At 34.6% G+C, this 14,895-nt stretch carries 17 protein-coding genes and 1 pseudogene; all 18 read left to right on the top strand.

The window, feature by feature from the left end; all coding sequences use genetic code 11:
* Positions 1–384: 384 nt before the first annotated feature.
* Positions 385–540 (top strand): annotated as a pseudogene (locus ACEN36_RS12330) (helix-turn-helix domain-containing protein); the annotation flags it as partial.
* A gap of 228 nt (positions 541–768) precedes the next feature.
* The gene (locus ACEN36_RS12325; protein WP_407103129.1) at positions 769–1,779 is read left to right on the top strand and encodes a D-alanine--D-alanine ligase; all 1,011 of its coding nucleotides are present in this window, start codon (positions 769–771) and stop codon (positions 1,777–1,779) included.
* 224 nt (positions 1,780–2,003) lie between these two features.
* Positions 2,004–3,254, top strand: coding sequence for a S41 family peptidase (locus tag ACEN36_RS12320; RefSeq protein ID WP_407103130.1), 1,251 nt, complete (start codon positions 2,004–2,006; stop codon positions 3,252–3,254).
* Positions 3,254–3,793, top strand: coding sequence for a GNAT family N-acetyltransferase (locus ACEN36_RS12315; RefSeq protein WP_407103131.1), 540 nt, complete (start codon positions 3,254–3,256; stop codon positions 3,791–3,793). Before ACEN36_RS12320 ends, ACEN36_RS12315 begins: the two co-directional genes overlap by 1 nt.
* A gap of 31 nt (positions 3,794–3,824) precedes the next feature.
* Positions 3,825–4,568, top strand: coding sequence for an alpha/beta fold hydrolase (locus ACEN36_RS12310; protein WP_407096790.1), 744 nt, complete (start codon positions 3,825–3,827; stop codon positions 4,566–4,568).
* 14 nt (positions 4,569–4,582) lie between these two features.
* A complete protein-coding gene (locus ACEN36_RS12305) occupies positions 4,583–5,134 on the top strand; it encodes a GNAT family N-acetyltransferase (RefSeq protein WP_407103132.1) in 552 nt (183 codons plus the stop codon).
* 435 nt (positions 5,135–5,569) lie between these two features.
* Positions 5,570–6,373 (top strand): ATP-binding cassette domain-containing protein, encoded by an 804-nt coding sequence (locus ACEN36_RS12300; RefSeq protein ID WP_407126786.1) that lies wholly within the window; start codon positions 5,570–5,572, stop codon positions 6,371–6,373.
* Positions 6,374–6,475: 102 nt separating this feature from the next.
* The gene (locus tag ACEN36_RS12295) at positions 6,476–7,033 is read left to right on the top strand and encodes an ATP-binding cassette domain-containing protein (RefSeq protein WP_407126783.1); all 558 of its coding nucleotides are present in this window, start codon (positions 6,476–6,478) and stop codon (positions 7,031–7,033) included.
* An 82-nt stretch (positions 7,034–7,115) separates the two neighbouring features.
* On the top strand, positions 7,116–7,964 hold the full coding sequence (locus ACEN36_RS12290) for a GNAT family N-acetyltransferase (protein WP_407096793.1): 849 nt from the start codon (positions 7,116–7,118) through the stop codon (positions 7,962–7,964).
* A gap of 144 nt (positions 7,965–8,108) precedes the next feature.
* Positions 8,109–8,564 carry an 8-oxo-dGTP diphosphatase gene (locus tag ACEN36_RS12285; protein WP_407096794.1) on the top strand — a complete coding sequence of 152 codons (456 nt, stop codon included), beginning with the start codon at positions 8,109–8,111 and terminating at the stop codon, positions 8,562–8,564.
* Positions 8,565–9,212: 648 nt separating this feature from the next.
* On the top strand, positions 9,213–9,740 hold the full coding sequence (locus ACEN36_RS12280; protein WP_407096795.1) for a GNAT family N-acetyltransferase: 528 nt from the start codon (positions 9,213–9,215) through the stop codon (positions 9,738–9,740).
* Positions 9,741–9,836: 96 nt separating this feature from the next.
* The gene (locus ACEN36_RS12275; RefSeq protein WP_407096796.1) at positions 9,837–10,190 is read left to right on the top strand and encodes a hypothetical protein; all 354 of its coding nucleotides are present in this window, start codon (positions 9,837–9,839) and stop codon (positions 10,188–10,190) included.
* Between the two features lie 9 nt (positions 10,191–10,199).
* Complete coding sequence (locus ACEN36_RS12270) at positions 10,200–10,388, top strand: HAD hydrolase-like protein (protein ID WP_407096834.1); 189 nt, start codon at positions 10,200–10,202, stop codon at positions 10,386–10,388.
* A 72-nt stretch (positions 10,389–10,460) separates the two neighbouring features.
* On the top strand, positions 10,461–12,359 hold the full coding sequence (locus ACEN36_RS12265; protein ID WP_407103135.1) for a S41 family peptidase: 1,899 nt from the start codon (positions 10,461–10,463) through the stop codon (positions 12,357–12,359).
* A gap of 150 nt (positions 12,360–12,509) precedes the next feature.
* Positions 12,510–12,887: a hypothetical protein gene (locus ACEN36_RS12260; protein WP_407103136.1), complete on the top strand. Its 378-nt coding sequence runs from the start codon at positions 12,510–12,512 to the stop codon at positions 12,885–12,887.
* A 112-nt stretch (positions 12,888–12,999) separates the two neighbouring features.
* A complete protein-coding gene (locus ACEN36_RS12255; RefSeq protein ID WP_407103137.1) occupies positions 13,000–13,386 on the top strand; it encodes an NUDIX hydrolase in 387 nt (128 codons plus the stop codon).
* 60 nt (positions 13,387–13,446) lie between these two features.
* Positions 13,447–13,848, top strand: coding sequence for a hypothetical protein (locus tag ACEN36_RS12250; protein WP_407103138.1), 402 nt, complete (start codon positions 13,447–13,449; stop codon positions 13,846–13,848).
* A 118-nt stretch (positions 13,849–13,966) separates the two neighbouring features.
* The gene (locus ACEN36_RS12245; RefSeq protein ID WP_407103139.1) at positions 13,967–14,569 is read left to right on the top strand and encodes a hypothetical protein; all 603 of its coding nucleotides are present in this window, start codon (positions 13,967–13,969) and stop codon (positions 14,567–14,569) included.
* Positions 14,570–14,895 lie beyond the last annotated feature (326 nt).

Raw genomic sequence — 14,895 nt, 5'->3', positions numbered from 1 at the left:
GTGAGACGGGGACGATGGTGTGATGGGGTTGTTTTGGCATAACAAAAATTCCTCCTTCTGATTAAGATAGTCTTATCATACAGGAAGAATTTCCGGCTTTCTATGCGGTTAATTTCATCGGGCTTACGTTCAAGGTATCAACTATAACACCTCGCGTTGGTTTAATAAGAAAATGAACAAGTCCTCCTGAATAAGAGATAAACAAAGCAAATTAGAAAAGCTTTCTTTCTCAAAATACGGGGAATGAAAATGAATAAGAATAGTGAAACCATCAAAAAACGTTTGTCCGAAAATGTAGAATTTAAACAAGTTTTTTGAAGAAGAACAGATAAAACTAGATTTAGCAGATCTTATGTTTGAGTTGAGAACGCAAACGGGTTTAAATCAGACAAACTTTGCAAAGAAGGTAAAAAATCACGTTCTACGATTGCTAGAATTGAAAGTGCTAGAGTGGAAACGTCATTTTCTACTATTGAAGATATAGCTCGTTCTTTGGATAAGAAAGTTGAAGTTAAAATTGTCGATAAAGGTAATGCATAAAATTTCAAAAGTAAACTAGTAGACATTTTTGCTCTTAAATGTTATTAAAATCATGAAGAATAAGAGTTCTTGATTTCACTATTAACATAATAAAAAACTCCTAGACTACTATTTTTGGTATTCTAGGAGTTTTGCTATATATAGTTATGTGAATGAGCTAAAATAATAGGAGAAAAGTTCAATGTTCTTGGAACAAAAAAAATATATATAAAGAAATGAGGAGACTTAATGAAAATAGTAGTACTTGCAGGGGGTATAAGCGAAGAAAGAAATGTCTCACTGTCTTCTGGCAGCCAAATAGCGAATGCTTTAATGAAAAAAGAGCATGAAGTATTGTTGATAGACCTAGCTCAAGATAATGAGGAAACTAGTGACTTTGATAGTGCTTATTCTTTAAATCATCAGGATGAATATTTATTTCAGGTATCTGAAGAAACGCCTAGTGTTTTTATGAAAAATACTCAAAAAGATACAGTGGGGAAAAATGTTCTCAACATCTGCAAAACAGCTGATATAGTTTTTATAGCTCTTCATGGTGGGATTGGTGAGAACGGTCAAATTCAAGCCTTATTTGATATTCATGGTATACGATATACTGGATCAGGATACAAGAGTAGTCTTCTCGCGATGGATAAAGTCATCTCGAAAGAACTGATGGCTTTTCATCATATTCCAACACCAAAATGGACAGTTATAAAAAAAATAAAGGATGCGAGCACGGTGACATTACCAGCAGTTGTGAAGCCAAACGATAGTGGATCGAGTATTGGAGTAGAGATTGTGTCTGATAAAAAAGAATTAAGCACGGCATTAAAATCAGCTTTTAACTATTCTCAAACTGTATTAGTAGAAGAAAGAATTATTGGTCGGGAGTTTTCGGTGGGAATCGTAGGGGAAAAAGCGTTGCCCGTTATAGAAGTGATACCTAAAGCTGGATTTTATGATTACAAAAATAAGTACCAAGCCGGTTTTACAGAAGAAATTACGCCAGCACATTTAAATGAAGAATCAACAAAAACGATGCAAAAATTAGCTCTTCAAGTTCATCATCTTTTAGGACTAACGATCTATTCGAGAATTGATTTTATGATGGATGATAATGAAAATATCTATTTCATAGAAGCTAATTCACTTCCAGGCATGACACCTACCAGCTTGATTCCTCAAGAAGCTGCAGCTGCGGGCATCAGCTATATAGATTTATGTGAAATGATTGTAGAAAATTCTTTAGCGAAATAGTTCTGTGTTTTTTGAAAGAAAATGAATGAAATAAATTACTTATAGCATTCCCTTAGTGAGTTTGTATCTCAGTAAGGGAATGTTATTTTTTTAGAAATAATAACATGAATTATACAAAGTGCTCTATTTTATATGATACAATGATTAAAATAAGATGAATTTTGAATGATATAGAGATGCGGTATATGTCAGACTTAAATCGCAATTGCAGAAAGGAATTAAACATGTTTACAAAAGAAGAAATCTATAAAGACATCCAAAAAATTATGAAGGAAGATTATGCGGGGTACATAGACAGCCAACATCTAAATCAACCTGACCGATACACCATAACTAATGATATGAGTGATCAAGAATTTGAAGAAACCATTGAAGATTATTTATTGGATTTTAATGATGGTCATTTATGGTTTGGGGCTAGAAATACAGAAATGCCTTATATCGGTTTTTCTGTAAGACGCTATAAGGATGCTTTGTACGTGACAAGTTCACCTGAAGAAAAGCGTCTTATGGAGAGGGATAAAATAACGCTGATTGATGGAATTAGTATCCCAGAACTAGCCATTACTTATGCAAAACGTTTAGAGGACAATGTACCTGAACGACAAAGATGGAATGCTGTTCTGACCAAAGCTACAACGATACAAGTTGAAAGAAATCATACATCATTTGTTGTAACTCTTGCTAGTTATGATAGACCACCTAGAGTACCTGAATATTCTTTTAAACAAGTAGAACCAAATACTGCCTACATAAAACTCACGGATTTTGCACAAGAAGCTCCAATCCAAAAAATTATTCAAGACAATAAGGCAGCTTTGAAGACGAGCGAAAACTTGGTAATTGATGTCCGTGTGAATCATGGTGGAAATGACTTTTTTTATTTTTCTTTATTGGCTTATATGTTTGATAAAAAAGTAACCTTTACAGACTTGTTTGCAGAGGATGAAAACATGCTGACGAATTATACAGAACGAAATTATCAGCTATGGGTTCCAGAGCTAAAAGCCTATTTAATGCAAGAATTGGATGATGATACAAGAGATAGGGCAGAAGATGAAATAGAATTGTTTGAACAAAACAGACATAAAGGGTTAGTGGATGTTCTTGAAGATTCTGATGTCATAATTGAAGGGCGTTCGACTCCAGCAAACGTGTATGTCTTATCCGATTATTCTTGTGCCAGTTCAGGAGATACTTTTGTATCAAATGCTAAGAAATCTCCAAAGGTTACTGTTGTAGGGCGAGCGACTATGGGAATCATAGACTATATGAATGTGGTCACTGTAGATTACGGGGACTTTGAATTTGTTTATAGTATCTCCAAAATGAATCAAAAATATGCCACAAATGGGAGAGGAATTGCACCTGATATTTACATTCCATGGACACCGGAACATTTGACAGAAGATAAAGACTTGGCTTATGTACTTGAGTTGATTAAGAACAAAAATAAGGAAGTAGATGAAAATTGATGATTGATAATTTAGTGATTCGGCCAATTGAACAAAAAGATTTACCTCGCCTTTGGGAGCTGAGTTTTAAAGAAGAAGCGCCTGAATGGAAGAAATGGGACGCGCCTTATTACCCTCACCGTGCGATGGAATACGAAGAATTCTTACCGATGGGTGAAAAGTGGATGGGCCAAGATGATATGTGGGTTGTAGTACTGGAAGGAAACTTGATAGGAATCGTGACTTACTATTGGGAACACAAACCTTCTCTTTGGTTGGAAATGGGGATCATATTGTATTCTGGCAATCAGTGGGAAAAAGGCATCGGCACAGAAGTGATGCGTCGTTGGATAGATCGTTTGTTTGCGACCATGCCGCTAGTACGTGTCGGATACACTACTTGGTCTGGCAATAAACGCATGATTCGAGTAGGTGAAAAATTAGGCATGCAAATGGAAGCCCGTATCCGTAAAGTCCGTTATTACGATGGAAAATATTACGACTCCATTCGCATGGGCATGTTAAGAGAAGAGTGGGAAGAGTTGCTCGATACAAAATAATGGTGCCGGAAACAGCTGTGAGGAGGATTTTATGATTTTACATACAGATGTAAAGGGAAAAGGAGAACCCTTAGTGCTTTTCCATTCATTTGGCAATACTGGTTCTTCCATGTACGAAGAGGTGACACAGTTTTTTGTCGATAAAAACTATCAAGTCATACGCCCAGATTTAAGAGGTCATGGGGGATCAGAAGGAGAAATACAGCATTACTTTAGTTATGCTGCAGACGATGTGAAAGATACTCTAGATTCTTTTGGCATTGAAAAATGTCACATTGCAGGTGTTTCTTATGGTGGGATTGAAGTACTGTTGTTTGCGCAAAAGTATCCTGAATACGTGAAGTCACTAACGGTATCAGGTGTTTTTCCAATCAAACCAGAAGATTGGGACGAAAGTGAACAAGAAGAAGCTGACGGGCTAAAAAGTATCCGAGCCAATAAAGAAGTTGCTTTCGTATTAGATGAGATGCATGGCACTGGCGATTGGAGAAGACTATTTCAATCCGTGATTGATAATGAAGAGGCTTATCCATTTGATCAAATAAGAGATGTTTCAATTATAAGCGTCCCAATGTTGTGCATTTCTGGTGGTTCTTCTGAAAAAGAAATAGCTAACGCTCTAAATTTCAAGGAACTCAATCCTGAAATTCACATGTCGATCATTCCTTTTGCGGGGCATTTAGTTTCCGAAGACCAACCATTGATCTATTCACAGACACTTCATTGTTTTATTTGTGAAGTAGAGCGATTAGTGTCTCAAAACCATATTTACTAGGAGCTGCTGTACTGATGGATATCAAAATCAGAGTTAAAGACGATTCAACTATAACGGACGAAGAGTTACAAGATATTGAGATGTTGTTTAACAATGAATATACCGATAAGGACGACATTTGGGAAAGAGAGTCCCCATATGGTTTCTCTCCAGCGGATATGCGGGTTATGGCTTATGAGAATGGCAAACTTGTTGGGCATATTGGTGCAGAAAAAAGATGGGTATCTGTTGGAGAGGGCATAGTAAAAATTGCTGTTATCGGAGGGGTACTAGTGGATAAAGAGTATCGTAGTTTTGGCATAGCTACGCAACTAATGCATCGGTTAATAGAGGTTATGCAAAAGAGTGAGTATGCTCATTTTGGATACTTAGGTTGTAGAGAAGAAGTTGTCCAGTTTTATAGATCATGCGGATTTGAACGGATTCAACGGACGGAAACGGTTAAGAAGAACTTTTCCAATGATTACGTGACAAGAAGTGGCTTTCTAATTCTTATCTGCTCGATTACAAAAGATGCAAGTACATTTCCAGCAGGGAATATTCATTTGCATGGTACGGCATGGTAAGAATACAGATAAACGTTAGGGTGCAAAAAAGATGAATTACTTAAGTTTAATAAACCAAATATTCTGAGAACGTAAGCCTTAAGGGAACTAAAGGGTTGAAATTCTCTGTGAGGAGGAATTTTTGTGAGTGTTAAAAGAGCTTCATATTCTCTACTGGTTACAATATTACTGTTTGTAGGCATATTCGCTGTTTATCTAGAGAGTCCTTTTAATTCAGGAATTTATTTTATGGGAATAGGAGTCTTGTGTTTATTGATATTTTGTTCAATATCTCTAATCTTATTTGCAAAGAAAAATATCTTCATCAAATTAAACACCATTAGATTAGTAAGCTTATTGATTTTGACAGGTTACATATTCACTATTTTAATACTGGTATATATTTTTTGGATTTGGGCTGTTTTTATTGTGCCTTGGAGTTAGGAGGGAAATTAATTGTCAAAAAATATATTGTTAAAAGATGTCACTTTTCAGCACGACAAAATGACAGAGCCCATTTTTGATGGAATGAATGTCAGTATCAATGAGGAGTGGAAGTTAGGGCTTCTCGGGAAAAATGGAAGCGGAAAAACAACTCTGCTGGACCTTTTACTAGGAAATTTGGATTACCGAGGAATTATTGAAACACCTTTGGAATTTACTTACTTCCCAAATTACCCAGAAAATGCAGGAAGTGAATTCACGATTGATCTACTGTTGAGCAGGAATCCAGCTGTGGAGCAGTGGGAAATAGAAAAAGAGCTTCATGCTTTAGAGTTGCCTTATGACCTGTTGTATCAACCATTTGCTACTTTAAGTGGTGGAGAACAGGCGAAAATGATGTTGCTAGAATTGTTTTTAGATGAACATAAATTTCCTTTGATTGATGAGCCGACCAATAATTTAGATTTGCATGGGCGAAATCTAGTTGCTCAATACTTAAATAAACAGAAAGGGTATATCGTCGTGAGTCATGATGAAGCCTTTTTGAATCAATTTGTAGACCATGTCCTGTCTATCAATAAACAAACGATCGAGTTGATTGCCGGAGATGTAGAAACATGGCGAACAGAGTTAACAAACGCAAATAATTTAGCTTTGGAAAGAAATGGCCAGCTGAAAAAAGAAATCACTCGCTTAAAAGACACTTCTAAACGGATGGCTGATTGGGGTAGCCAGAAAGAAAATGCGTCTAAAGATGCTTCTTCACGTAGATTAGCTGCTAAGCAAATGAAAAAATCAAAAGCGGTCCAAAAATGACGAGACAATAAAATAGACGAAAAATCTCAACTCATAGACAATGTTCAGAATATCAGGGAACTGGAAATGCATGTCTTGGTTCCTAAAAAGAGATTGATTACCATGAAAGATTTCTCAATTCTTCGGAATGGTGAACCTTTATTCCAGCCGATTAGTTTTGAACTTCTTCCAGGAGACCGATTATTCATAAAAGGGAACAATGGTGTTGGAAAATCGACGTTATTAGACTTTATATTGAACCCTTCAGATATGGCAACCGTTGGGACATATAAGATTCAGTTGCCTCCAAAAGTCTCTATTTTAGAACAGCGACTGTTAAGAAAAGAGGATTACTTTGGCTTTTTTGATGCATTAGACGGGACTCAACAAGAAGTATTGTGGAGAATTTTAAGTGAATTGGGATTGTCGAAATCCAAATTTAACGATTCTTCCAGTAAAGAGTGGAGCGAAGGTGAACTAAAGAAAATTAATATCGCTAAAAGTTTATTGATCCCTTCAGAAGTGTACGTCTGGGATGAAGGGACTAATTATTTAGATATAGATATTGTTTCTCAGTTGATTGATGCTATTCAGTTAAATGAGCCGACTATGTTGGCTGTAGACCATAATGAAAAGTTTGTTGAAGAAGCTGCTACAAAAGTACTCATTTTAGAAAAATGAATGGTTAATCAGAAAATAAAGTGATGATAAGGATGGGTTAGAAGAAACGTCAAGTATCCATTATTTTAGAGGAGAATAGTTTATGTTTATTCCGTATGAACCAAAATTTGGTGAAGAGATAGATAACTTATTAAAACAGGCTCCTTATTATTTGATTTGGGGAGAAAAAGCTTCCTTTACATTGCTAGCTCTAGAAGAAGATAGGATTGTGGGGGTGGGCAGTCTATGGAACAATTCAATTCATCCATATAGGGATTACATAAGTATTTATATCCATCCAGATTATCGAAAAAAAGGAATCGGGAAAGAACTTTTTGACCAGTTATTTCTTGCTTCAAATACTAAAAAGTTGCAAATAACCATTCAATCTACCGACCAACAAGCTTTAGATTTTTTAAATAAGTGTGGCTTTAAATTAGCTCGTAAGTGCTATACACCAGTACTAAAAGAGGCTAAACCTACTCATTCAGAAAATAATATGTTTATTCATGGAGAAATCGCCTCGTTTGGCATGGCATCTGAAGATAATCAAAAGGATACCTTAGAAATGCAGTTGAAAAACTATATCGATTTCCACCAAATGATTAATCCTTTGAGTGAAGAAATGACAATGACCAAGTGGAAAGAAATCATATTGGAAGACTTAAGTTTCACTCATTCTAAATTATTGATAGTAGATGGAGAAGTAATGGCTTATATCTTTTTCTACAACACAGAAAATAGTAATGAAATAGAAGTGGGGTACATTGGTGGGAAAGACATCCAGCAGATTGAAAGCTATCTGCCTTTTTACAAATGGACAATAGAGCAGATGATTGCTCAATACGAGATAATGAGCATTGAAGCTGATGATGTGGATCCCTATGCTTTTGCTGCATTGAATAATTTTCAGTATGATGCTAGTTTGTCATTGGATGCTTATATTTTGTAACTAAGCGGTGGTGTGACAATGATGAAGTAACGATTCATTATCCTACCACATATAACAGACTAACAGAACAACACGTTTTTAATATAGTTTCTATTAAAAATAAAGGATACATAAATAATTAAATTTAGAAAAGGAATGAGCTATTTGGACCGATCAGAAAAAGCTGTTTTTACGAATATGTGTATGATTCAGAATGATAAAGGACAAATATTGGTTCAAGATAGAAAAAGCTTGGATTGGCCTGGTTTGACTTTTCCTGGAGGACATGTTGAAAAAAATGAATCTTTTCACGATTCTGTTATCAGAGAAGTACAAGAAGAAACTGGTCTCATTATAAAAAATCCTATAATATGCGGTATTAAGCAGTTTCAAACGTATTCAGATGAAAGATATGTCGTACTATTCTATAGAACAGATACTTTTATAGGTGAACTAACCAGTTCAGATGAAGGGGAAGTTTTTTGGATAGATGAAAATGAATTGTTGAGTTCTCAAACAGCTACAGATTTTTTTGAAATGTATGAAATTTTTATAAATCCAAATCTATCAGAATTTTATTACGAATTCTATAACAACAATTGGGAAAAGAAGCTTTTATAATTTTTCACAAAAAATATAAATTAGAAAACTCAGTATATCAAGGAAATATAGCACTTAAATAAGAATATGAGGAATGAAATGAAAATAAGAACAGCCGTGATTGAAGACGCTAAGTAAATTGCGGTTGTATAGGTGGATGCTTGGAAAATGACCTATAAAAATTTGATTCTTGATGAGTTTTTAAATTAGATTACGTATATGAGCAGAATACAGATATGGAGAAATATCCTATCTACTGAAATTGTGTAGATTGCTGAAACTAATGATGAACAAAGTATTGGTTATTCAAATGGGGGAATTGAAAGAACAGGCAAATACCCATGATACCTCGTAGAATTATTCGGAATATTATACATTTTATAAGCATATTAGGAAAAAATGATTAGGACGAGAATTGTTTAAATCTGGCTTCATGGATCTATTAGAAAATGATATTCACTCTATGACGGTTGTAGTATTTGAAGGAAAGCATTCTCAATTATTCTATAAGGCGCTTGGAGAAGTCAATATAGATAAAGATGAGTTAGAAATATTTGAGGAAAATTTAAGGTAGTTCTTTATGGATGAAAAGAGACAAGAATATTAATATAAGCTTTGATGAGCTGCCGATTATGAAATGATCCCTACATTAGACTGGAGGTAAGCAATTTGAACAGAGTAAAATTATTATTACCAAGTATAGGGTATAAAGATGAAATTATGAACTATCGGAAAGAATTTATTGAGAATCAGGACAATCTTGATGGAACAAGCTATTTAATCAATCATGCAAACTTTGAAGAATGGCTTAGTTCGGTCAATAATATTTTTCAAAAAGACACTGTAAGGAAAGGTTCAGTATCTGCGACTACATTTATAGCCGTTTCTCAAGAAGGCAGTCTCATCGGTATGATGAGTATTAGACATCAGTTAAATGACTATTTATTTCATTTTGGTGGTCATATTGGTTATAGTGTTAGAAAATCAGAAAGACAAAAAGGTTTTGCTACTGAAATGTTAGCATTGGCTTTAATTGAATGTAAAAAGCTGAAAATCAATAGAGTACTGATCACATGTGACAAAGACAATCTAGCCTCAGCAAAGACTATTCTGAATAATGGCGGAATTTTAGAAAATGAATTACTTGAAGGAAAGAAAATCAAACAAAGGTATTGGATAAATTTGGACAATGATTAACTAGTTCTACCCCATACATATTTTAATATTCGGAGTGCCAAATTAATTCTGATAAAGTTCTATGACGTAAAAAAATATAAGGAGCAAAGTCCATTTATGAATAAGGCAATATTTTGGGACCTATTAGGTACTTTAGGCGGAAATAGTCATTCTTTACTAAATATTGACTTCAAGTTCTTTGATCAAGCTATACCCGCATTACAAAAAGCTGCTCAAAAAGATTTTTTAAATATCATCATTACGAATCAAAGTCATATTTCTCATGGACGAATGACGCTTGAAGAATATAATGGTTCCTTAAAGAAGCTAGTAAACGAATTAGAAGATCACAACATTAAGATAACTGAAGTGTATACCTGTCCACATGCCAAAATAGACAACTGCAACTGCAAGAAACCTCAGCCTTTATTTGTAAATGAAGCTGTTAAAAAACATGATTTAGACCGATGAGAATGCTATATAGTTGGAGATTCTGGTAAAAATGATATGATGCTGGCAAAAAATGCCGATATGAAAAGTGTATTAGTCTTGACTGGTGTGGGAATCGAAAGCTTGAGCAAAAAGAGACACTTATGGAGCAAAGCGAAACCGACTCATATTGCAGAGGATTGTTTAGATGCTGTAGATAAAATAGTTTCCTATTCATAGTAACCTTATGAAAAAGGAAGGAACATTATAGTCAAACAATCGATAAAAAATTTAAATGAAAGGAAGAGATAGATGAATAACTTGAAGTACCGACCAACAAATTATGTAAAGGGAAAATGGCTTATTTTTATCTTTTCTATTCTTTTATTTTTAACGGCTTGTCAACAGAAAGAAGCTTCCTCCCAAATGGAAGTAGCCGAAGAAGTGCCAGAAAAAAGCCAAGTTATTGAAAATGAATATGCATTTAGCAAACTGTTTGGATACATACGCTTTTTTCATCCAAGTGATGAGGCAAGCGAACTAAATTGGAATAATTTTGCTGTTTATGGAGCAGATAAAGTCCTTGGAGCAAGAAATAATGAAGAATTGAGAGAAATACTAGAACTATTATATTTGCCAATCGCTCCAACCATCGCTTTTTATGATCCTTCTTTAGAAGATTTTCCGTCAATTGATTCTCCGGATGGTGAACGTATTGCATGGCAACATAAAGGGTTAGGATTGGATGACTTGGTACCATCTATTTATAGCAGTGAACGAGTGCAGGCGAAAGTAGAGAATGGCGAACAAATATTAGGAGATAATGCATTATTTGAGGAGTATCCAGAAGAAAATGATGTAATAAATGTTCAGTTAACAAATGAGCTGGCTGTTGTCGTTCCCTTGACTCTTGGAATTGAAAAAATAGATGGAGAAACGATGAATAACATTGCGCTTGAAGAAATGCAAACGATTGGCTCTACCGAAGAAAGCCGTAAAGCTTTTTCTCGTTTGGAAAGTGAGTCGTCTCTTGTCTCAGAAAGTCCAGAGGATAAGCATGTCCAATTCGCTGCAACAACTATCGTATGGAATAACTTCCAACATTTTTATCCGAACTTCCATGTCGTTGATACAAACTGGGAAGAACTGCTTATACCAACACTCGATAAAATTTATGAAGCTGATTCGGAAGAAAGGTATCTGAATGTATTAATGAGTTTGCTGGAAAAAACGGGAGATGGTCATGCCAACATTAGTGATACTCGTTTTCCACATACTAATTCATTTGTTTTAGAACCGGGAGAATTATGGCCATTCCAAGCAGACGTGGTAGATGGTGAAGTAATTGTGACTGCAACGGATGCTGAGTCACAACTTGAAGAAGGAGATCAGTTACTTACCATTGGAAGTATAGATGTAAAAAATTGGATTGAAGAGATTCAAGATACCATTCCAGGGTCATCCCAATTAAAAGAATATCGAGCTCTGCAATACATTCGTGAGTTACCTGGAGAAAAAATGACGATTGAACGAGACGGAACCGATCACACCTATACAGATGTTGAAAAGCTTAGAACATCATTAGATGAATTTTATCGCGAAGAACCCATAAAAGAACTGGAAGAAAACATTTGGTATGTAAATCTTAACCAACCAGTTTTAGATGCCTTAAAAGAGAACTTAACAACATTGCAAGCTGCAAAAGGGATTATTTTTGATTTACGCGGCTATCCGTATTCATTTGCTGAAATGCAAGAAGTAGTACAGTTATTAGCGGATGAGCCATTAGCTGGACCAATATTTCGAATACATGCAGCGATTTATCCAGATAGAGAATCTCCAATTTTAATTGAAGAACAACCTGTATTTGAAGCGAGCGAAAAAAACTTGGATAGCGAAATTGTTTTCTTAGGTTATTCTGGGTCAATGAGCATGCCGGAATATTTCTTGAAATACGTCAAAAATAATCAATTAGGAACTATCGTAGGTGAGCCAACAGCTGGTTCGGACGGTAATATGTATACGTACTCTATTCCCGGAAGATTATTCGGTGGAATTACGATGGTCGAAGTCCTCAATTTAGACGAGTCACAAACCCACTTAGTTGGAGTAGAGCCTGATATTTATGTTAACAGAACCAGAGAAGGCATTAAAAATGGAGAAGATGAATACATCAGTGAAGCACTTAAGTACATTCGTTCAAAAGAGTAATTGAAAAGGATTTTTTATGCTAGTTTATCGTTGTATATTTATGTTTATAAATCTGGATAACTGCTAAATTTCTAAAAAAGTATAATGAATAAATAAACTTTTAGTTAAGGAAGGTTTGAGATTATAAATGGTAAAAAGGAGTGAATTGTAATGAGCGATAGAGATCAGCAGAATAAACAGAATAATAACAGCACTATTAATAGCTCCCTGTATGCAAGGGTAAATACAGGACAGAATGCTGGTAATAAATTTGAAGGCATGCAAATGCTGCATACTGGCGGCAGCATGAATAACCCTGATGAGAGAGTAGACGAACACCAGCCACTTCTTAAAACATTTCTTTTTTACGTACTTACAGGAATCTTCACTGTTTTATATATATTGCTAGGATTGTGGATTTTCCAAGATTATTTTTATCATGAAGGGTTAAATGAAATCCTACCTTCACTAGCGTTACTCCTTATCTCACTAATTTTAGGAAGTTTAAGTTCAAAAGGTATTCTAAAGATATTTAGCAAAGCTAAATAGTTAAGAGACGCCTTTGATAAAAAAGTGGTTGAACTTGTTTATGAATAGAAGAATTATCAGTGATATAACAGAATAGTTTAATCACTCTTAGCTGACTAAAGGAGAGAAGTTAATGAGAAACCGAAGTTCTGTTGTCATCATTCAAAAAGAAAAAATACTTCTTATTAAAAGAGTCAGAGAGGGAAGGGTATACTATGTTTTCCCTGGCGGTGAAATCAAAATAGGAGAAAAACCTGAAGCAGCAGCAAAAAGAGAAGCTTTTGAGGAATTGGGTGTGGAAGTGAAAATACTGGAATGTATGACTAAAATAAATTTTAATGGGACACAGTTCTATTACTTAGCGGGCATAATTTCAGGAGAAATTGGTACCGGAAATGGTGAGGAATATACAAGTGTATATAGAGAAACATATATGCCAATGTATGTAGAGATAAGCGATCTAGAAACGATGGATGTTATTCCCAAAGAACTCATGAAAGATATTCTGTTACTTACTTAATTTATTGAAAAAGATTTATGTTGATTGTTATACTATTACAAAAGAGGAGTGGAGAAAAATATGTCAGTTACTATCAAACGTAAGACGGGTTCCATAGGTATGGGAGCAAAATTCTCAGTGAAAGTGAATGGAGAAAAAGTCACAAAAATTAGCTATAAAGAAACTATAGAACTGGATATCAAAGGTGATAACTCATTATTGAGAGTATCACAGTTTGGGGCGCACAGTAATCAACTTGAAGTGAAAGATGGAAATGTAGTAGAAGTTACAACAACAAAAGTAGCTTATATTGTGTGTTTGGTACCTTTTCTTTTTATTATTGCTAGCAGCGTGATGGAAAACTTCTATTATACAACCAGCACTGTTGCAATAGTGATATTATTGATATTGTTCGTTTTATTTACATCTAATAGTTATCGGTTAAAAATTGTTGATCATAAAGCTATTAATCAACCTTTATAGAAACGAGGTTTGATATAGGATCAAAGAAGTTAAAAAACTGATTTTCAGTTAAAGTATTCCACGAAATAAAAGCGTTTTTTTTATATTGCGCTCATAACTTAATTAGGGGGACTAAAGTATGGAACAAATGCCATTTGAATCACCAACAGATCACTATGATGAACGAATTGCAACGATAGACGAGCAGATTTGTCAATTAATCAATCAACGGAAAGAACTATCAAATGATAATCCTGGCTTTCCGACTAAACGATACATTGCAGACTGGTCAAAAAAATACCATTTTTATGAAGGTTTTCTAACCAGCATTTTTTCAAATTTATTTTATGAAGAAGTGCATAAACCTGTTATAAAACCAATAGGGTTTCGTAAAAATATTCCGATTTTAAAGTCAGTTGAAAGAGAAGATGAATTTTATTCAGTAACATTCCTACGTCAGTATGAGAATGCCAGTACCGTTCATTTGACTATTGATAGCAACGCTACTGAAGATATTTCTGAATGGCAACTTCGAGAAATGAGCCATTTTGAACTCTCGATTAAAGGATCAGACGTCCAATATGATTGTCGAAACGAAGGTGGCGGAGGTTCTATGGGTAGTGAGACCTTTATGTTCGTTGTATCTCCTGCCTTACCTGACGATAAATCTAAGTACAAATTAGTCTTTAAAGAATATAAAGCACCATTTCAAAAGGAAACTGGTTTTGAATTTGTTGTATAGAAAAAATTAATGAATAAAAAACAGATAAAAGTCGATTGAAGAGTCGGCTTTTATCTGTTTGATTAATTCGTTTCAGATATAGATTAAGCACAAAATAATACTGATAAAACGGATAGAATAGAACAATCTTAAATCGTAATAAGTGCCATTGCTTCAAAATCTATTGGCAAATAAACATAAATATAAAACTATTCCTAATCACTAGTGTTGCATAAATATAGTCAGAATATTCTGAATTATTATTTTCTTGAAAAAAGTAAAAAAAATCGAATGCTTACGCAAAGGATGACTATTTCCAGAAAATTTTGCTTATTTAGCTGATTCCA

Origin of the sequence: Desemzia sp. FAM 23989 (genome assembly GCF_045528345.1) — a bacterium.
GTDB lineage: Bacteria > Bacillota > Bacilli > Lactobacillales > Carnobacteriaceae > Desemzia.
This window is presented reverse-complemented; position numbering and strand designations above follow the sequence as displayed.